Source organism: Thioclava sp. F36-6, from assembly GCF_002020305.1.
Classification (GTDB): domain Bacteria; phylum Pseudomonadota; class Alphaproteobacteria; order Rhodobacterales; family Rhodobacteraceae; genus Thioclava; species Thioclava sediminum.
In genome coordinates this window covers 1,067,351-1,085,959 of sequence record NZ_MPZX01000002.1, presented here as the reverse complement: position 1 = coordinate 1,085,959, position 18,609 = coordinate 1,067,351, and the positions used below count along the sequence as shown (strand labels likewise).

The 18,609-nt window shown below is 59.4% G+C and carries 16 protein-coding genes; 15 read left to right on the top strand and 1 reads right to left on the bottom strand.

The features are described 5' to 3' along the window. Window positions 1-430 precede the first annotated feature (430 nt). Complete coding sequence (locus BMI88_RS12370; protein WP_093477004.1) at window positions 431-1,141, bottom strand: cyclic nucleotide-binding domain-containing protein; 711 nt, start codon at window positions 1,139-1,141, stop codon at window positions 431-433. A gap of 240 nt (window positions 1,142-1,381) precedes the next feature. On the opposite strand from BMI88_RS12370, the gene BMI88_RS12365 reads away from it, so the two are divergent. The 15 genes from BMI88_RS12365 to BMI88_RS12295 all read left to right on the top strand — a co-directional run bounded on the left by BMI88_RS12365 (window position 1,382) and on the right by BMI88_RS12295 (window position 18,551). After that, entirely contained in the window at window positions 1,382-2,704 is a 1,323-nt protein-coding gene (locus BMI88_RS12365) for a nitrate/nitrite transporter (RefSeq protein ID WP_078522419.1), read from the top strand. A gap of 67 nt (window positions 2,705-2,771) precedes the next feature. After that, window positions 2,772-4,166: a NarK family nitrate/nitrite MFS transporter gene (locus BMI88_RS12360; protein ID WP_078522420.1), complete on the top strand. Its 1,395-nt coding sequence runs from the start codon at window positions 2,772-2,774 to the stop codon at window positions 4,164-4,166. Window positions 4,167-4,234: 68 nt separating this feature from the next. Beyond that, on the top strand, window positions 4,235-7,963 hold the full coding sequence (locus BMI88_RS12355; protein WP_078522421.1) for a nitrate reductase subunit alpha: 3,729 nt from the start codon (window positions 4,235-4,237) through the stop codon (window positions 7,961-7,963). Further along, on the top strand, window positions 7,960-9,483 hold the full coding sequence (narH, locus tag BMI88_RS12350; protein ID WP_078549144.1) for a nitrate reductase subunit beta: 1,524 nt from the start codon (window positions 7,960-7,962) through the stop codon (window positions 9,481-9,483). Before BMI88_RS12355 ends, narH begins: the two co-directional genes overlap by 4 nt. Then, the gene (gene narJ / locus BMI88_RS12345) at window positions 9,483-10,202 is read left to right on the top strand and encodes a nitrate reductase molybdenum cofactor assembly chaperone (protein WP_078549142.1); all 720 of its coding nucleotides are present in this window, start codon (window positions 9,483-9,485) and stop codon (window positions 10,200-10,202) included. Before narH ends, narJ begins: the two co-directional genes overlap by 1 nt. Before the next feature lie 11 nt (window positions 10,203-10,213). Then, window positions 10,214-10,981 carry a respiratory nitrate reductase subunit gamma gene (gene narI, locus BMI88_RS12340; RefSeq protein ID WP_078522424.1) on the top strand — a complete coding sequence of 256 codons (768 nt, stop codon included), beginning with the start codon at window positions 10,214-10,216 and terminating at the stop codon, window positions 10,979-10,981. A gap of 5 nt (window positions 10,982-10,986) precedes the next feature. Then, window positions 10,987-11,781: a peptidylprolyl isomerase gene (locus tag BMI88_RS12335; protein ID WP_078522425.1), complete on the top strand. Its 795-nt coding sequence runs from the start codon at window positions 10,987-10,989 to the stop codon at window positions 11,779-11,781. Between the two features lie 11 nt (window positions 11,782-11,792). Continuing rightward, complete coding sequence (locus BMI88_RS12330) at window positions 11,793-12,413, top strand: carbonic anhydrase (protein ID WP_078522426.1); 621 nt, start codon at window positions 11,793-11,795, stop codon at window positions 12,411-12,413. A 10-nt stretch (window positions 12,414-12,423) separates the two neighbouring features. Continuing rightward, on the top strand, window positions 12,424-12,966 hold the full coding sequence (locus BMI88_RS12325; protein ID WP_078549140.1) for a DUF2478 domain-containing protein: 543 nt from the start codon (window positions 12,424-12,426) through the stop codon (window positions 12,964-12,966). Window positions 12,967-13,111: 145 nt separating this feature from the next. Continuing rightward, complete coding sequence (locus tag BMI88_RS12320) at window positions 13,112-13,711, top strand: TetR family transcriptional regulator (RefSeq protein WP_078549138.1); 600 nt, start codon at window positions 13,112-13,114, stop codon at window positions 13,709-13,711. 3 nt (window positions 13,712-13,714) lie between these two features. Beyond that, window positions 13,715-14,860 (top strand): efflux RND transporter periplasmic adaptor subunit, encoded by a 1,146-nt coding sequence (locus BMI88_RS12315; protein ID WP_078549136.1) that lies wholly within the window; start codon window positions 13,715-13,717, stop codon window positions 14,858-14,860. Then, a complete protein-coding gene (locus tag BMI88_RS12310) occupies window positions 14,857-15,990 on the top strand; it encodes an ABC transporter permease (protein WP_078549134.1) in 1,134 nt (377 codons plus the stop codon). Before BMI88_RS12315 ends, BMI88_RS12310 begins: the two co-directional genes overlap by 4 nt. Window position 15,991: 1 nt before the next feature. Beyond that, window positions 15,992-16,684 (top strand): ABC transporter ATP-binding protein, encoded by a 693-nt coding sequence (locus BMI88_RS12305; protein ID WP_078549132.1) that lies wholly within the window; start codon window positions 15,992-15,994, stop codon window positions 16,682-16,684. Window positions 16,685-17,331: 647 nt separating this feature from the next. Then, the gene (locus tag BMI88_RS12300; RefSeq protein ID WP_078549130.1) at window positions 17,332-17,523 is read left to right on the top strand and encodes a hypothetical protein; all 192 of its coding nucleotides are present in this window, start codon (window positions 17,332-17,334) and stop codon (window positions 17,521-17,523) included. Beyond that, on the top strand, window positions 17,520-18,551 hold the full coding sequence (locus BMI88_RS12295) for a tyrosine-type recombinase/integrase (RefSeq protein WP_078522433.1): 1,032 nt from the start codon (window positions 17,520-17,522) through the stop codon (window positions 18,549-18,551). The genes BMI88_RS12300 and BMI88_RS12295 overlap by 4 nt, the downstream gene beginning before the upstream one ends. Window positions 18,552-18,609 lie beyond the last annotated feature (58 nt).

Sequence of the window (18,609 nt, the reverse complement as noted above, 5' to 3'; positions counted from 1 at the left end):
GAACTGCAGGGTCGTTGGAATGACGAGACGTTCCGTCCCCACCAGGAGCGGCCCGCGTCGCTCGGTTCACTTTCGGATTGCCGATATTCGGTTCTTCCCGTCGGACACAGCAAATGACATTGAGACCCGTCTCTCTAAGACACTCTCGGAACTGCGCCGCAAGAATCTAGGGATCGATGAAGACTGGTTTCCGACCTTCCTCATTGCATCTTGGCGAATTCGCGGCCGAGGACGGAGCCCCGAGAAAGGCAACCGTCCGACCTCGCTGCATAGGGTTCCAAAGCTCACTAACGGAAAAGGCAATGATTGCTTGCTTTCCATCTTGGCGCGTAGCGCCAAGATAGGCTCCCTGAGCGCGAAACGACAGACGCGTGAGCGGGGTCAGATGCAACGCTTACTGATCGACGAGGCCGACGGAAGGCGCTGACCTTCAGGAACAGGGATCGTCGATCAGTTCAGAAGGTTTGGCAAAAGCACGAAGATCTTTTGCATCGGTGATCGTAACGCAGCTTCCGTCAACTTGCACGCCGTAGGGTTCCAGCTGACGGATCGCTCGACTCAGGTTTTCTGGTGTCATGCCCAAGTAAGAAGCCAGACGCCGTTTTTCGATCCCAAGATCAAAGACATCTGCCTTATCCTCGCATGTGTGGCGATGAACAAGGTAGTTGGCCAGGCGCTCAAGGGAAGTTCGGAGCTTTAGGTTCTTTGTGTTCCGCACAACCCCACGATATCCCTGAGCGAGCTCTGTTACGACGTTGCGTGCGAATGTCTGGTCGGCATCGAAGATTGCACGAACATCCTCTGATGGCACCAAGATGATGCGCGACTTTTCAAGCGTGCGCGCAGACATCAGGTAGGGCGCTGCTTTGACGGTAGCCGCCACGATGAAGGTTGAGACGGGCTGCAGCGTCTCCATCGTCGTTTCGCGCCCATTCCATGTTGCGAACAATTCCACCGACCCACTGATGACGACGTGAAGGAAATCACTAGTCTCGCCCTCAGTGAACAACTCGATTTGCGGCGGAAAGTTTTGGACATAGGCACCTCGGATCAACGCAGAAAAATTCTCGTCGTCGATCCCGGAAAACAGTCGTAGCGCGCGAATCTCGGAAGATTCATCGTCGCGCAAGCGGATGGCCATGCTTCACCTCTAATCGTGCCTGACGGTGATGCTTGATAAATATCAAGCGGTCAATTGTCACCGATTGGCGAGCGGGTTGATAGGTGTTTTCTGTCGGCGTGATCCTTGCCGAGCGGTGACTTATTTCGATCCTACCAGCTAATCGGTTTGATTTCGATCAACCTTTTCCAGTCTCCCTGCCTGTTGATCTGTCCGCAACCAGACCGGCGGTTCACGTCGGCCCAACTGCGGAGAGAGAACATGCATACACTCGATGGAGTCACTCGTTCGGACCAATACCGGGCATTGGGGCTCAGCACTTTCGCCTTCACCGTCTGCTTCGCGGTCTGGACGATTTTTTCGATCATTGGCGTCCGGATCAAGCAGGAGCTTGGCTTGTCCGATACGCAGTTCGGACTGTTGGTTGCCACCCCGGTTCTGACGGGTTCGATCAGCCGTATCTTCCTTGGCGTCTGGACCGAGCAGTTCGGTGGCCGGATCATGTTTCCGCTGCAGATGCTCATTACGGCAGTTGCTGTCTGGCTGCTGGCAACGGTTCACACCTACGAGGTTTTCCTGATCGCAGCACTTGGCCTTGGCCTGGCGGGGGGGTCCTTCATTGTCGGCGTCGCATACACGTCACGCTGGTTCGAGAAAGAACGTCAGGGCACCGCCTTGGGTATCTTCGGCGCGGGCAACGTCGGCGCTGCGGTGACGAACTTCGCTGCTCCCTTCCTTGTCGTCGCGCTTGGCTGGGAAGGGACTGCGAAGGTCTATGCCGTCGTTCTCGCTGCAACGGCAGTGTTCTTCTACCTGACTGCGAAGACCGATCCGGTGCAACAGGAACGCAAGAAGACTGGCGCCAAACCGGTATCTGCAGGGGACCAACTCGCACCGCTCAAGAATATCCAGGTTTGGCGTTTCGCTACCTATTACTTCTTCGTCTTCGGCGGTTTTGTTGCGCTCGCCTCGTTCTTGCCGCGCTACTATGTCGGGGCTTATGGGCTGCCGCTCACGACGGCCGGAGTCTTTGCTGGCTTCTACTCCCTGCCTGGTTCCGTTTTCCGCGCTCTTGGTGGGTGGATGTCCGACAAATGGGGCGCGCGTTTCGTCATGTATTTGACCTTCATTGTCTCGCTCGTGCTCCTGTTCGTCATGAGCTACCCCGAGACCAGCTACACAGTTGAAGGCATCCACGGCCCGATCTCGTTCACCTTCGGCCTCAACGCGACGATGTTTATGGTGATGACCGTGATCTTGGGCTTCGTGATGAGCCTCGGAAAGGCTGCCGTCTACAAGCATATCCCGGTTTATTACCCGCATCACGTCGGGGCCGTTGGCGGACTCGTCGGCATGATCGGGGGACTGGGTGGTTTCTTCCTGCCCATCAGCTTCGGCTTCTTGCTCGACCAAAGCGGTGTCTGGACTGCTCCCTTCATGTTGCTCTTCGTGCTGGTCCTCGTCTCGACGGTCTGGATGCACATCGCCATCCGCCGCATGGAACATGCACGGCATCCTGGTCTCAAAGGAGAGAAGTATCTTTCCGATGTGCCCGATGAGCCGCTCGCGAAGTCCATGCCTTGATGAATACCCAACGGGCTTCCCGCTGGGTGGCCCGCCCCCCTCGCACATTTCTGAAGGAGCCACTCCAATGGCCACCACAACAGCAACCTCCGGTCAAAGCGGCCACGTGCTGACCGACTGGCGTCCCGAGGATCCGGAGTTCTGGAAAACCCGCGGGCATGCGATCGCCACCCGCAACCTCTGGATATCGATCCCCGCGCTTCTCCTCGCCTTCTCGGTCTGGATGGTGTGGTCCGTCGTGGTCGCCAAGCTTCCCGCAATCGGCTTCGACTACTCTACCGGACAACTGTTCTGGCTGGCGGCACTGCCGGGCCTGTCGGGCGCGACACTGCGCATCTTCTACAGCTTCATGATCCCGATCTTCGGCGGCCGCAAATGGACGGCCTTCTCGACCGCCACGCTGCTTTTGCCCGCGCTCGGTATCGGCTTTGCGGTGCAGAACCCCGAGACCCCCTACGCCATCTTCCTGCTGCTCGCGCTGCTCTGCGGCTTCGGTGGTGGAAACTTCGCCTCCTCGATGGCCAACATCGCTTATTTCTACCCCAAGAAGACCAAGGGGAACGCGCTGGCTCTCAATGCAGGCCTCGGCAACGCGGGCGTCTCGGTGATGCAGTTCCTCGTGCCGATCGTGATCACCACGGGCGTCTTCGGCTCCCTCGGCGGCGCGCCCCAGCAATTGTCGGCAGGGGGTGAGCTCTTCCTGCAGAACGCTGGTTTCGTCTGGGTGCCCTTCATCGTCCTTTCGGCGATCGCCGCATGGTTCGGGATGAATGACATCGCATCGGCCAGCGCTTCGTTCAAACAGCAATCAGTGATTTTCTCGCGCTTCCACAACTGGGTGATGTGCGTCCTCTACACCGGCACGTTCGGAAGCTTCATCGGCTATTCCGCTGGCTTCCCGCTGCTCATGAAGACGCAGTTTCCTGAGGTGGACGTGCTGCAGTTCGCCTTCCTCGGGCCGCTCGTGGGCGCGCTGAGCCGGGCCGGCACGGGTTGGATTTCCGACAAGTTCGGTGGCGGTCGCGTGACCTTCTGGACCTTCGTCGGCATGATCGTCGCCGTCTGGGGGGTGCTGCAGTTTCTGCCCTCGGCCGGTGACGCCGGTAGCTTCTGGGGCTTCTTCGCCTGCTTCATGGCGCTGTTCTTCCTGACCGGCGTGGGCAATGCCTCGACCTTCCAGATGATCCCCTCGATCATGCGTCAGGAAGTGCCGCGTCTGAACCCGCATCTCGACGCGGCCGCCACGCTCAAGCAATCGGAGCTGGAGAGCTCGGCGATCATCGCCTTCACCTCGGCGATCGCGGCCTATGGTGCCTTCTTCATCCCGAAATTCTACGGCACGTCGATCAGCCTGACCGGCGCTCCCAACGCAGCTCTGTGGGGCTTCATGATCTTCTACGCGCTCTGCGTGGTGGTGACGTGGTTCTTCTACAGCCGCAAGGGCGCCTCCGTTCCCTGCTGACGCGACCGGCGCGCGCCGTGGCGTCCCGCGGCGCGCGCTTCCAATCCATTTCCGCAAGGAGACGCGACATGAGCCACTTGCTCGACAGACTTAATTTCCTGCAATCCAAGGAGTTGGAGCAGTTCTCCGACGGCCACGGGCAGGTGACCCGCGAGGACCGTAAATGGGAAGAGACCTATCGGTCCCGCTGGCGTCACGACAAGATCGTCCGCTCGACCCATGGTGTGAACTGCACCGGGTCTTGCAGCTGGAAGATTTACGTGAAGTCGGGGATCGTGACATGGGAGACCCAGCAGACCGATTACCCGCGCACGCGTCCCGGATTGCCCAACCACGAGCCGCGCGGCTGTGCCCGCGGCGCCTCCTATAGCTGGTATCTCTATTCCGCAGCGCGGATGAAGCACCCGATGGTGCGTGGCAAGCTGCTGAAAATGTGGCGCGAGATGCGCAAGACCAAGTCGCCAATCGAAGCATGGACTGCCATCCAGAGCGATCCTCTGCTGCGCGCCGAATACACCAAGGCCCGCGGGAAGGGCGGTTTTGTGCGCGCGAGCTGGGACGAAGCTACCGAGATCGCTGCGACCGCCAATGCCTATACTGCAAAGACCTACGGGCCCGATCGCGTCTTCGGCTTCTCGCCGATCCCGGCCATGTCGATGGTCAGCTACGCTGCAGGTGCGCGTTACCTGTCTCTGCTGGGCGGCACCTGTCTGTCCTTCTATGACTGGTATTGCGATCTTCCGCCTGCCTCGCCGCAGACCTGGGGCGAGCAGACCGACGTCCCGGAATCTGCGGATTGGTATAATGCGGGCTATCTGCTGATTTGGGGCTCGAACGTGCCGCAAACCCGCACGCCGGACGCTCATTTCTATACCGAGGCCCGCTACCGCGGCACCAAATCCGCCGTGATTTGCCCTGATTACTCGGAAGCCTCGAAATTCGGTGACATCTGGCTCAATCCCAAGCAGGGCACCGACTCGGCGCTGGCGATGGCGATGGGGCATGTGGTCCTGCGCGAATATCATCTCGACCGTCAGGCCGAGTATTTCGAGGATTATGCGCGTCGCTATTCGGACATGCCGATGCTCGTGCTGCTCGATGAGGAGGATGGCCGCCACATCCCCGGCAAGATGCTTCGGGCTTCGGACCTCGCAGACGGATTGGGTGAGAGCAACAACCCCGAATGGAAGACCGTTGCCTATGATGAAGCCTCCGGGGCGATGGTCGTGCCGAACGGGTCCATCGGTTTCCGTTGGGGGGAAGAGGGCAAGTGGAACCTCGAGGACCGCGCCAGCACGGGAGAGGCGAAGCTTCGGCTTAGCCAGGTTATGGAAGAGTGCCATGACGATGTCGTCGGTGTCGATTTCCCCTATTTCGGCGGCGCCGCTACGGAGAATTTCGTCAAGTGCCAACACCCTGACGTCCTGACCCGAAACGTGCCGGTTAGAAAGGTCACGCTCGCTGATGGCCGCGAGGCCATGGTCGCGACCGTGTTTGACCTCCTTTGTGCGAATTACGGTCTCGATCGTGGTCTGGGGGGCGACTGGGTCAGCCATGACTTCAATGAGGACCTGCCCTACACGCCGAAATGGGCCGAGAAGATCACCGGGGTCTCCGCCGACAAGATCATCGCGGTCGCACGCGAGTTCGCCAGCAATGCCGAAAAGACTCACGGCAAATCCATGGTGATCCTGGGGGCGGGTCTGAACCACTGGTATCATATGGACATGAACTACCGTGGCATCATCAACTTGCTGGTGATGTGCGGTTGCGTCGGTCAGGAAGGTGGTGGTTGGAGCCACTATGTCGGTCAGGAGAAACTGCGCCCGCAAACGGGTTGGCTTCCGCTCGCCTTCGCTCTGGATTGGGGGCGCCCGCCGCGTCAGATGAACGGCACCTCAGCCTTCTATGCCCATTCCGACCAATGGCGTTACGAAACGCTCGGGGTGGACGAGATCCTGTCTCCGACCGCGCCGAAGGGTGACTGGGACATCTCGCTGATCGACTACAACATACGCGCCGAGCGTATGGGGTGGTTGCCTTCGGCGCCGCAACTCAAGACGAACCCGCTTGAGGTCACCAAGGCTGCCAAGGCAGCGGGCATGGATCCCAAAGACTACGTGGCCGAAAAGCTGAAGTCCGGTGAGCTGCAGATGTCCTGCGAGGACCCTGACGCTCCTGAAAACTGGATGCGCAATCTCTATGTGTGGCGCTCGAACCTCTTGGGTTCGTCGGGCAAGGGGCACGAATATTTCATTCGTCACCTACTCGGCACCGACAGCGGGATTCTCGGAAAGGATCTCGGCGAGGAAGGTCGGGCGAAGCCGAAGGAGGCCGTTTGGCATGACGAGGCACCGGAAGGCAAACTCGACCTGCTCGTTTGCATCGACTTCCGTATGTCGACGACCGCAGTCTATTCCGACGTCGTTCTGCCGACCGCTTCGTGGTATGAGAAGAACGACCTCAACACCTCGGACATGCACCCGTTCATTCACCCGCTTCAAGCGGCTGTAGACCCAGCTTACGAGTCGAAGTCCGACTGGGAGATCTTCAAGGCGATCGCCAAGAAATTCCAAGAGGTTTCGCCGGAGGTTCTTGGTCAGGAAACCGACATTGTCCAGGCGCCGATCCTGCACGACACGGCAGGCGAATTGGCTCAGCCCGAGGTGCGCGATTGGAAGAAGGGTGAATGCGACCTGATCCCGGGTAAAACCGCGCCTAACTACGTCACTGTCGAGCGCGACTACGGTGCGATCTACGATCGGTATGTGGCGCTCGGTCCGCTGATGGACAAGCTGGGCAATGGCGGCAAGGGCATTGGCTGGGATACCAAGCACGAGGTCGAAGCGCTTCGCAAACTCAATGGCGAATGGGAGGATGGTCCCACCAAAGGTTGTCCGAAAATCGATACCGACATCGACGCAACCGAGGTGATCCTAATGCTCGCGCCCGAAACCAACGGCGAGGTTGCGGTCAAGGCTTGGGGGGCGCTCGAGAAGCCCACCGGCCGCGGGCATAAGCACCTTGCCGAAGGGCAGGAGCACACGAAGATCCGCTTCCGTGATATCGCCGCGCAACCGCGCAAGATCATCTCGTCCCCGACCTGGTCGGGTATCGAGAGCGAGGAAGTCTGCTACAACGCCGGCTACACCAACGTGCATGAGCTGATCCCATGGCGCACCCTTTCAGGTCGTCAGCAGCTCTATCAGGACCACCTCTGGATGCGCGCTTTCGGCGAGGGCTTCGTGTCCTATCGTCCGCCGGTCGACCTGAAGACTGTGACGCAAGATGTGCTCGCCGGCGACGACAAGCATGTTGTGCTGAACTTCATCACTCCGCACCAGAAGTGGGGCATCCACTCCACCTATACCGACAACCTGCTGATGCTCACGCTGAACCGCGGCGGGCCGGTGGTCTGGATTTCGGAGACCGACGCGAAGAAAGCGGGAATCGAAGATAACGACTGGGTTGAAGCCTACAACGTTAACGGCGCGCTGACCGCGCGGGCGGTTGTCTCGCAGCGGATGAAGGAAGGCACGATCTTCATGTATCACGCCCAGGAGAAGATCGTGAATACGCCCGGCTCTCAGAAGACCGGCCTGCGTGGAGGCATCCACAATTCGGTGACCCGCGCGACGCTCAAGCCCACGCATATGATCGGTGGCTACGCCCAGCTTTCCTACGGGTTCAACTACTACGGCACCGTGGGTGCGAACCGCGACGAATTCGTCGTGGTGCGCAAGATGAAGAAGATCGACTGGCTCGATGAGCCCGCTACCCAGGAGGCAGCAGAATGAGAGTCCGCGCACAAATCGGCATGGTGCTGAACCTCGACAAATGTATCGGGTGTCACACCTGCTCCGTGACTTGCAAGAACGTCTGGACCAGCCGCGACGGTGTCGAATACGCTTGGTTCAACAACGTCGAGACTAAGCCCGGCACCGGCTACCCGACCGACTGGGAAAATCAGAAACGCTGGAACGGTGGCTGGAAACGCACCCGTTCCGGTAAGCTGATCCCGCGGCAGGGTTCGAAATGGCGGATCGTGGCGAATATCTTCGCCAACCCCGACCTGCCTGCGATCGACGATTATTATGAGCCGTTCGATTTCGACTACGAGCATCTCGCCAACGCGCCCGAGATGAAGGCTTTTCCGACCGCCCGCCCGCGCTCCAAGATCACTGGCGAACGGATCGAGAAAATCGAAAAGGGGCCGAACTGGGAAGAAATCCTTGGCGGCGAATTCTCGAAACGCTCGAAGGACTACAACTTCGAGGGGGTGCAGAAGGAGATCTACGGGGAATACGAGAACACCTTCATGATGTATCTGCCGCGACTGTGCGAGCATTGCCTTAATCCGGCCTGTGCAGCGTCGTGTCCTTCGGGTGCGATCTACAAACGTGAGGAAGACGGCATCGTCCTGATCGACCAGGAAAAATGCCGCGGCTGGCGGATGTGCGTCTCGGGCTGCCCCTACAAGAAGGTCTATTACAACTGGTCGACCGGAAAATCCGAGAAATGCACCCTGTGCTACCCGCGGATCGAGAGCGGCAACCCGACCGTTTGTTCGGAAACCTGCGTGGGCCGGATTCGGTATCTCGGCGTCATGCTCTATGATGCCGACAAGATCGAGCAAGCGGCGAATGCGCCCTCCGAGCAGCAGCTCTATGACGCGCAGCTCGACGTGTTCCTCGATCCCAACGATCCGGTCGTAATCGAGGCCGCACGAGCCGATGGCGTTCCGGAGGAATGGATCAAGTCGGCGCAGCAAAGCCCGATCTGGAAGATGGCGATGGAGTGGAAGGTCGCCTTCCCGCTGCATCCCGAATACCGGACGCTGCCGATGGTCTGGTATATTCCGCCGCTCTCACCGATCCAGAACGCCGCCGAGGCGGGCGCGATCGGCATGGATGGCGCGATGCCGGACGTGAAGAGCCTGCGTATTCCGCTGCGCTACCTCGCCAACATGCTGACAGCCGGTGACGAGGCGCCGATCGCTACCGCGCTTGAGCGGATGCTTGCGATGCGTTCCTACATGCGGGCCAAGACCGTCGACGGGGTTCGCGACGAAGGGATCGCCGCACGTGTCGGTCTCTCGGGTCGTGTGATCGAGGATATGTATAAGATCATGGCGCTCGCCGATTACGAGGACCGCTTCGTGATCCCGACGACCCATCGTGAACAGGTCGAGGATGCCTATGACCTGCGCGCGGGCACCGGGTTCACCGATTGCAACGGCTGCTCGACCGGGATCTCGAAGGGCTCGCTCTTCGGGGGCTCCAAAAGACCGCTCAAGATGCCGCAGGAGGTGCAGTGATGGACCATCAACTCAACGATCGCACGCTCAAGGCCTTCTCGGTCCTGCTGAGCTATCCGACGCAGGAACTGCAACAAGCGATGCCGGAAATCGGGGGCGTTCTCGCCTCCGAGACGCGGCTCACGGCGGCGGCACGGCGGGACTTGCGCCCGCTGATCGAAGAACTCGGTGCCCGTGACATCTACGCGCTCGAAGAGGACTATGTGATGCTCTTCGACCGCTCGCGCAGCCTGTCGCTCAACCTCTTCGAACATGTCCATGGAGAAAGCCGTGATCGTGGCGGTGCCATGGTCGACCTGCTCGAGACCTATCGTGCGGCAGGTTTTGAGCCAGCAACGACCGAACTGCCCGACCATCTTCCCGTGCTGCTCGAGTTCCTTGCGGCTCGTCCGCCCGAGGAAGCGCGCGATATGCTGGCGGATGCAGCCCATATCCTCGCTGCGGTCGGGGAACGGTTGGGCAAGCGCGAGAGCGCCTATGCGGCGATCTTCACGGCGCTCGTGCAAATGTCGGGTGAGATGGCTGACGAGGAGGCTGTGGCCGAGATTCTCGCGCGACCTGATCCGTCCCCCGACGATCTCGAGGAGATCGACAAGATCTGGGAAGAAACCGAGGTTACCTTCGGTCCCGACCCGAATGCAGGCTGTCCGCAGGTGCGCGACATGCTCGCGCAGATGGATCCGCCCAAACTGCGCCACGCGAAAACCGCGGCGGAATGACGGAGGCTCAGATGAATACGTTTCTCTTTGGCATCTACCCCTACATCGCACTTTCCGTGCTCTTCCTGGGATCGATCGCGCGTTACGATCGTGATCCCTTCACTTGGAAAACCTCGTCGAGCCAGTTGCTGCGACAGCGTCATTTCGCGATCGCATCGATCCTGTTCCATGTCGGGGTTCTTGTGATCTTCGTGGGCCATGTCGTCGGCCTTCTGACGCCGATCTGGGTATTCGACATGCTCCATGTCAGCCACGGCGCCAAACAAATCCTCGCAATCGTGGCAGGCGGGATCGCGGGCGTGATGGCGACGATCGGCGGCGGGATGCTGCTCTATCGCCGCTGGACCGACCAACGTATCCGGTTGACGTCGAGCTTTGCCGATATCGCGATCCTCGTGCTCCTGCTGGCTCAGCTTCTGCTCGGTCTCGGGACGGTTCCGGTGAGCTGGCAACACTCCGACGGTCACGAGATGGTCAAGTTCATGACATGGGCGCAGATGATCTGGACGTTCCAGCCGGGTGCTGCGGACTATGTCGCGGGCGCGGCGCTTGTGTTCAAGCTGCACATCGCGCTCGGACTGACCATTTTCCTGTTGGTCCCCTTCACCCGCCTCGTTCACATAGCTTCGGGGATCTTCGCGCCGCTACGTTATTTGCTGCTGCGCCCCGGTTATCAGATCGTGCGGTCTCGCCGGAGCTCCAAGTTGCCTGAGCGCAGTGCTGCCGACATCAATAAGAGGCGTATCGCTGCGGCGAAGCGACCTTCGGCTGCGGAGTGAGAGCAATGACCAAACCGCTCTTTCCCGATGTGGTCGTGAATGGCCAGACTATCCCTTCCGCGGCGATTGCTGCGGAAGCCCAGCATCATAACGGCCCGAGTGACAAACCCGGCATTGCCTGGCGCAAGGCGGCCAATGCGCTCGCGGTTCGCGCGCTTCTTCTGCAAGAAGCGGAGCAACGTGCGATTGACGTCGACCCTCAGGAGGTCGCTCCGGGACAGATCGAGACCGAGGACGAGGCTCTGATCCGTGCGCTTCTCGAGGATGCCGTCGAGGTGACGCCTCCCTCCGAGGAGGATATCCAAGTCGAATGGAGCCGTGATCCCACGCGGTTCCGCGCCCCGCCGCTTTGGGAAGCCGCGCATATACTGATCGCCTGCGATCCGCGCAACGAGGCGCAACGCGAGACAGCTGAGGCCCGCGCGCGCGCCTTGGCGACAGAGGCGATCGAAAAACCCAAAAGCTTTGCGCGTCTAGCCAAGGAGAATAGCGACTGCTCGTCGCGCGGCGAGGGCGGCTTCCTCGGCCAGCTCGGCCCGGGCGACACCGTTCCTGAGTTCGAGAAAGCGCTGCGTGCGCTTGGCGAAGGAGAGCTTACCGCGGAGCCCGTGCTCAGTCGCTTCGGCTGGCATGTGATCCGGCTTGATGCGGTCGCCGAAGGCGCTCCACTGCCATACGAGACCGTGCGTCCGCGTATTGCCGAAGCGATGGAGAAGGCAGCCTGGACACGCGCAGTGCGCGCCTTCGTGGCGGAGCTCGCCGCACGAGCAGATATCTCTGGGGTCGATCTGGCGGCATAGGGACGAAAGCGATGCTGAGCGATCTTTTCACCCGCAACCGCACTTGGTCGGAACGCCGCAAGGCGGAGGAGCCTGGCTATTTCTCACGTCTTGCGACGCGGCAAAACCCGGAGTTCTTCTGGGTTGGTTGCGCCGATAGCCGCGTGCCTGCGAATGTTGTTGCGGGGCTTGATCCCGGCGAGGTCTTCGTCCACCGGAACGTCGCCAACGTCGTGCATTCTTCAGACATGAACTTGCTGAGTGCGCTTGAATTTGCCGTCGAAAGCCTTGGTATTCGCGAGATTATCGTTTGTGGTCATTACGGCTGCGGCGGTGTCAAAGCTGCGACCGAGGAGATGCTCGGCGGTCTCACGGACCATTGGCTTGAACCAATTCGTCGTCTTGCGCGCGCCTATGCGATTGATCTGGGGCAGCTGGCCAATATCGAGGCCCGGCGCGACCGTTTGGCCGAGCTCAACGTGATCGAGGGTGTGCGACGCATAGCTGAGACACCAATTCTTCAGCAAGCTTGGACCGCAGGAGAGCCCGTCAAGGTTCACGGATTGATCTATGGGCTCAAGGACGGGGTTCTCGCTGACCTCGACTGCACCATCACGCGCGCGAGCGTTTTCGGTGAGGATGTGCAGCGCTGAATCTTGGCGAATGATTGATTGGAAAGGACATGAAATGTTTCCTATCGCAGCTATTCAAAGCCCTGGCCGGGGCGACGTGGACTTTCTGATGGCGCGCTTTGCCCGACAGGTGATTGCGCGAGGGCATCGCGTGTGCGGCGTTGTTCAGGTCAATATTGATCGGCCCAAAAGCCATGCCTGCGATATGGATATTAAGGTTTTGCCCGACGGGCCGGTGTTATCGATCTCGCAATCACTTGGCGAGGGATCTCGCGGCTGCCGCCTTGATCCTGCAGCGCTTGAGGCTTCTGTCGCAGCGGTTTCACATAGCCTTGCATGTGGAGCCGATCTGCTTGTCGTGAATAAGTTCGGTAAGATGGAGTCCGAGGGGCGCGGGTTTCGCCCGGTGATTGCTGAAGCTATACTGCAGGGAATTCCCGTCCTCGTTGGTATCAACGGCCTGAACGAACTTGCTTATGATGAGTTTACGGGCGGATATGGTTGTCGCCTTCCTTTCTCACTCGAGGCGCTCAACGACTGGTTCGACGATGCGCGCGGTCTTGTGGGCGCCTGACGGGCCACCGAGGGTGCTTTCGATTTCGCAAATTCCGAGAGCAATGGTCGCTGGCAATGCGGGATTGGTTTCAGTTCTAAGAGCCAGTTGACGTTTCGAAAGCCACCCATTAGTAAGTAATCAATAACTTACTAATGGGCATGTGATGCGAAAATCCGCAGATCTACGAAAAGCAGAAATCGTTTCGACCGTCCTCGAGATGGCCGACCAGATCGGCCCTGATCGCGTGACTACGAATGCGGTCGCGAAACAGATCGGGCTGACACAGGCGGCTCTGTTCCGGCACTTCCCGTCCAAGGCGGAGCTTTGGGGTGCGGTCGCCGAGCATGTCACCGACACCCTGGCGGCAGCCTGGGAGGCAGCGCTCGAGGGTGTGTCAGATCCGCTGGACCGGGTGCGCGCATTGGTGGCGGCACAGCTTGGGGTGATCGCGCGCACTCCGGCGATCCCAATGCTCCTGTTCTCGCGAGAATTGACGACCGAGAACGAAGTTCTGCGCGGGGCTTTTCGGGAGCGCCTAAGCGTATTCCATGAAACGCTTGAGGCGGACATCGCCGCCGCACAAGCACAGGGGCGGGTATCGGTCGATCTCACGCCGCGTGATGCTGCTTATCTGCTGAGCTCGCTTGTCCAGGGCGCCGCGATCCGATGGGCGCTCGGGCCGCGCACGTCGTCAATGGAAGAGACCGGGCTGGCGCTGCTGGATGTGCAACTGCGCTTGCTCGAATGCAGGAAGGATGGCTGAGAGATGCGTAAGAGCTGGTTTGTCGTCGGTGTAGCCGCAGTCGCGCTGGCGGTTGGGATTTGGGTGCTGCGCCACCGTCCGCTGCCGGTAACGGTGCTTTCGCCAGAGACGGATGTCACGCTCCGGATTTATGGTTTGGGAACAGTTGAGGCACGTGTGCTGAGCGCCGTTGGCTTCGAACTGGGGGGCGCCGTGCAGAGCCTGTCAGCAGATGCTGGTGATCGTGTTATGGCTGGGCAGGAATTGGCGCGTTTGCATCCCGAAGAACAACAGGCGCGCGTTGCCCAGGCTGATGCGGGGGTGGAAGCGGCACGTGCAGCGCTCGCCAAGGCGGAAGCTGCCCTGCCACGCGCTCAGGCGGTTTTGTCACAGCGCGAGGCGGCCAATACGCGCCAGCAGGAACTTGCACGAACGGATCGCGCCTCAAAGCAGAGCGCGGAGGAAACCCAGCGCGATCTCGATGTGGCGCGCGCCGATCTCGCGGTGGCCGAAACCGAGCTGATGGTGCTGCGGGCTCAGGCGGCGGAAGCGGATGCTAATCTGCAATCGGCCCGCACGCTTCTGGAAAAACACGTTCTGGCGGCGCCCTATGATGCCTTGATCATTGCGCGCAAGGCCGAGGCCGGCACGGTGGTCAAGGCGGGTGACACGATCTTCAGCCTGATTGATCCGCAGACGATCTGGATTCAGGCCTATATCGACGAGGGGCGCGCGGGTCAGCTTGCGCTGGGGCAGGTGGGCGCCATCCGTCTTCGTTCGCGCCCGCAACAAGAGTTTCATGGCGAAATCGTGCGGATCGGGCTGGAAAGCGACCGCGTCAACGAGGAGCGCAAGGTCTGGCTCGCCTGCGCGGATTGCCCCGCCGAAATGTATCTGGGCGAACAGGCTGAGACTCTGGTCACGACGGGTCATCGCGATCGGGCGTTGATGGTGCCCGAGGTCGATATCACGGGCTTCGACGGTGCTTCGGGAACGGTCTGGATAGCGCAGGATGGTGCGCTCGCGCAGGCGACCCTGGAATTCGGTGCGCGCGACGATCTCGGCCGCGCAGAGGTGACGGACGGTCTGCCGGAAGGCGCAGAGGTTGTTTCGCCGGTTCCCAAAGGCGCTGTCGAAGGCCGAAAGGTGAGAGTCGAGGTAGACGAATGAATCTTGCGCTCAAGGATATCCGGCATAGCCTGTTTCGCTTTGTCCTGACCTGCTTCGGGTTGGGGTTGCTGATGACTGTCGTGCTGGCGATGATCGGGATTTATAACGGTCTTGTTTCGGATGCACTTGCGGCAGTCAAAGCACCGCGCGCAGATCTCTGGGTCGTTGAGGCGAATACTCAGGGGCCCTTTGCCGAGGCGTCTTCGCTACCTTCCGCGACGCGCGATGCGGTGGCGCGTCTTCCGGGGATCTCTGACGCGGGCGCGATCACTTACCAGACGATCGAGGCACAGCACGGGACGCAGACGCTTCGGCTATATGTTATAGGTTACGAGCGCGGTCGTCCCGGAGGTCCCTCCACCATCACTGATGGGCGTGGGCTTGGGCGCAGCCACTACGAACTGGTGGCCGACCGAAAGTCGGCGCTTCAGGTCGGCGACACGATCCGTATCGGACGAAACCGGTTTACCGTCGTCGGGCTGACAGAAAATGCGATGAACTCCGGCGGTGACCCCGCGGTCTTCATGACGCTTTCCGACGCGATGGCCCTTCAAAGCGAACTCGATCCCGCAGCCGAGAGGGTCCGCGCGGCGCGTGGCGCAACATCGCCAGACGCCAGCAATGTCGCCGCAGTAATTGCACGGATCGAGCCCGATGCCGATGTTGAGCGGGTGGCTGCGACGATCAGGCAATGGAAACATCTGGGCGCCCTGACCCAGGCACAGCAAGAAGAACTGTTGCTCGCATCGGTCGTCGATCGCGCACGCCGCCAGATCGGTCTATTCTTGGGCATCCTGCTCACCGTCTCGGCAGTGGTGATCGCGCTGATCATCTACACGATGACGATGGAGAAGCTGAAACAGATCGCGACGCTCAAGCTGATCGGGGCACCAGATCGCACGATCCTCGGTCTCATAGTTCAGCAGGCTCTGATCCTGGGAATTTCCGGCTGGGCGATCGGGCTGTCTTTGATTTTGCTGGTGAAAGACAGTTTTCCTCGCCGTGTTGTGCTGGAGCCCACCAACGCATTGGTGCTTGCCGGGATCATCGTTGGTGTCTGCATCGTGGCCTCCGGGCTCGGTATCCGTGCCGCGCTCAAGGTTGACCCTGCGACGGCGATTGGAGGCTGATATGGCAATTGGTGACCTTCTCGTCGATGTGTCAGGCGTAGCCAAGCATTATGGCGAGGGTGAAACACGCGTCGATGCATTGCGCGTGGTCGATTTGCAGATCCATGCGGGCGAGGTGGTGGCGATGCTCGGCCCTTCGGGTTCGGGAAAGACCACACTGCTCAACATTATCGGATGCATTGTTGACCCCTCGGCAGGCCGTCTCTTGCTCGATGGCGAGACGGTGTTTGACGGCCGATGGCTGCGTGGCAACCTGCGTCAACTTCGTCTCGACAAAATCGGCTTCATCTTTCAGGCGCATAACTTGCTTCCGTTCCTCACAGCCGAAGAGAATGTCTCGGTGGTGCTGAATCTCGCGGGCTGGAAGCCTGCGGCGGCGAAAGCACGGGCACGCGAATTGCTGGATTATCTCGAGGTCGGACATCGCGCCGAGGTCAAGCCCGCGCATCTGTCAGGTGGGGAAGCGCAGCGCGTTGCCATCGCGCGCGCATTAGCGAACCGACCACGGATCATTCTTGCCGACGAGCCAACGGCTGCTCTCGATTCCGTGCGGGCTCAGCTTGTGATGGATTTGCTGCGAAAGCTCGCCGTCGAGCAGGAAGCCTGTATTCTCACCGTGACGCACGACGAGAAAATCTTCGACCGCTTCGATCGGCTGATCCATCTCCGCGACGGGGCACTGATCGAAGCGTGAGGTGTTTCCGCGAAGAAGGCGTTGCTTCGCTTGTCTTCCGAATATTGGAGCCGCGCGGCAAAGGTTCATCTTCTTCACAAACAGGAGGTGCTATTCGCTTTCGTGAAAGACGCCTCGGGGGCAGTGTCATGAAGGTGCGCTTTCTCCCGAGAATTTAGCGTTGGTCGCGCGTTTCAGCTTGTTTGCAGACGCAGAGTGATTGCGTGGCACACCAGTCGGAGTGGGGAGCGTTTCTGATGCAGCCCGACAAAGGCCGCTCGTGGCGTGATCAAGGTCGTGAAATCTTCTTTAGCAGGGGCGTTCGAATTGGATGCCGTCTGACGTCTCCATCGAGTTCCGAACACGTGATTGAAGAACGCTTCATGTGCTCGATCCGCGAAGTTTATTCAGACGAGAATGGCTGCCGATCTAGGTCGAGAGCAAAGAAAATCGAAGCTCCAGATCAATCAGGCTAATCCTCACGCCGAAGCAGAAGAGCCGCGCCCGGGCCCATGTGGCGTAGGCAACGGCTACATCCTGTCCACGATTTCCTGTGGATTGAGGAACGAAACCTCTTCGGTATTTCACCCCAAAGCACCACAATAGGGAATGCGGGGCCAAAACCTCGGAAATTCAGGCCCCAAGAGGGAATATCGCTAGGAAAGAAGATGGCCACAAGCCCCCAGGCACACTCGAAAAGACTTGTCGCCACACTTGTGCGCGAATTGTCCGACGCTGGATTGGCCGGCGCGCGGATCGAGATTAAGCCAGATGGCTGTGTCATCCTCCACATGACGAAGATTGAACAAGAACACCCTGATGACTTCCTCAGCGGTGATCTGAGGATGGGGAAGAAATGACGAGGAGAGCGCTCCCTAAATATGTCTACGAAGATCGTGAGTATGTTCGGTTTATTCGCCGGGCTCGCGGCCAGTCAGAGATGATGCACGAGGAGCCGGGGTCGCCAGAATTTTGGGATCATTATAATCGGCTTCTTAAGGCAGAAAAGTCAGCTCCTTCCAAGAGGAACTTTGAGGCCCTTATTCTAAGCTATTATGAAAGCGAGGCTTTTCAGAAACTCGCTCCCCGCACGAAAAGCGACTACCACAAGTATATTAGCCATATTCGAGATATTTGGGGCGACTATGAGCCGGCTAAGATCGAAACAACGCACATCTACGAGTTACAGCAAGCGAACAGGCATCATTGGCGCCAAGCGAACTATCTCGTTCAGGTTATGGTGGTGCTCCTCAACCATGCAAGACTGAAAGGCTTTATTAAAGGAACCGGTGACAAAACCGCGGCGCATGGCGTTCCTCTCCTGAAGCAAAAAAGTGACGGCTGGGAGCCGTGGCCGCAGGATGTGCGCGAAGAGTTCGAAGAAGTTGCAACAGCTAGAGCAAGGCTTGTTTACGAACTTTGTATCGGGACCGGCCAGCGCATTGGCGATGTGGTGAAGATCCGTTGGGGCGACCTTTCGGAGGGCGTCTATCGGGTTAAGCAAGGCAAAACTGACAAGGAGTTGTGGATCCCGCTCACCGAACGCTTGGCGGAGTATCTATCTGCGGTTCCGAAGAAGGGACTTAACGTGATCACAGATGCAAAGGGGCGGCCAGTAAGCTACCGCATGATCGCCGAGGAGATGCGTAAGGTGAAGGCAAGCATGAAGCATCCGCAAGCTAAGAAATATGTCACGCACGGTCTGCGCAAGAATGCGACGATCGAGCTCTACTTAGCTGGATGCGACGACGAAATGGTGAAGGCCGTCACAGGTCACTCGGGCGTAGAAATGCTGAAAAAATATGGTGGTGAGGTCCGACAGCGACTTTTTGCACAGCAGGCCCAAGAAGCCCGGAATCGAATGGAACAGAACAAGAAGGGAACGTGAAAGTTTCAACGCTTGTTTCAAAATCCGATTTCTGAACGAGAAAGCGCGACGTAAGTCA

Bases quoted from the DNA above. Each gene is read 5' to 3' on its own strand.
- BMI88_RS12310 (WP_078549134.1), top strand. From the start codon at position 14,857: ATGAATCTTGCGCTCAAGGATATCCGGCATAGCCTGTTTCGCTTTGTC.
- BMI88_RS12360 (WP_078522420.1), top strand. From the start codon at position 2,772: ATGGCCACCACAACAGCAACCTCCGGTCAAAGCGGCCACGTGCTGACC.
- BMI88_RS12295 (WP_078522433.1), top strand. From the start codon at position 17,520: ATGACGAGGAGAGCGCTCCCTAAATATGTCTACGAAGATCGTGAGTAT.
- narH (WP_078549144.1), top strand. From the start codon at position 7,960: ATGAGAGTCCGCGCACAAATCGGCATGGTGCTGAACCTCGACAAATGT.
- BMI88_RS12370 (WP_093477004.1), bottom strand. From the start codon at position 1,141: ATGGCCATCCGCTTGCGCGACGATGAATCTTCCGAGATTCGCGCGCTA.
- BMI88_RS12330 (WP_078522426.1), top strand. From the start codon at position 11,793: ATGCTGAGCGATCTTTTCACCCGCAACCGCACTTGGTCGGAACGCCGC.
- BMI88_RS12320 (WP_078549138.1), top strand. From the start codon at position 13,112: ATGCGAAAATCCGCAGATCTACGAAAAGCAGAAATCGTTTCGACCGTC.
- BMI88_RS12355 (WP_078522421.1), top strand. From the start codon at position 4,235: ATGAGCCACTTGCTCGACAGACTTAATTTCCTGCAATCCAAGGAGTTG.
- BMI88_RS12335 (WP_078522425.1), top strand. From the start codon at position 10,987: ATGACCAAACCGCTCTTTCCCGATGTGGTCGTGAATGGCCAGACTATC.
- BMI88_RS12325 (WP_078549140.1), top strand. From the start codon at position 12,424: ATGATTGATTGGAAAGGACATGAAATGTTTCCTATCGCAGCTATTCAA.
- BMI88_RS12315 (WP_078549136.1), top strand. From the start codon at position 13,715: ATGCGTAAGAGCTGGTTTGTCGTCGGTGTAGCCGCAGTCGCGCTGGCG.
- narI (WP_078522424.1), top strand. From the start codon at position 10,214: ATGAATACGTTTCTCTTTGGCATCTACCCCTACATCGCACTTTCCGTG.
- BMI88_RS12365 (WP_078522419.1), top strand. From the start codon at position 1,382: ATGCATACACTCGATGGAGTCACTCGTTCGGACCAATACCGGGCATTG.
- narJ (WP_078549142.1), top strand. From the start codon at position 9,483: ATGGACCATCAACTCAACGATCGCACGCTCAAGGCCTTCTCGGTCCTG.
- BMI88_RS12300 (WP_078549130.1), top strand. From the start codon at position 17,332: ATGGCCACAAGCCCCCAGGCACACTCGAAAAGACTTGTCGCCACACTT.
- BMI88_RS12305 (WP_078549132.1), top strand. From the start codon at position 15,992: ATGGCAATTGGTGACCTTCTCGTCGATGTGTCAGGCGTAGCCAAGCAT.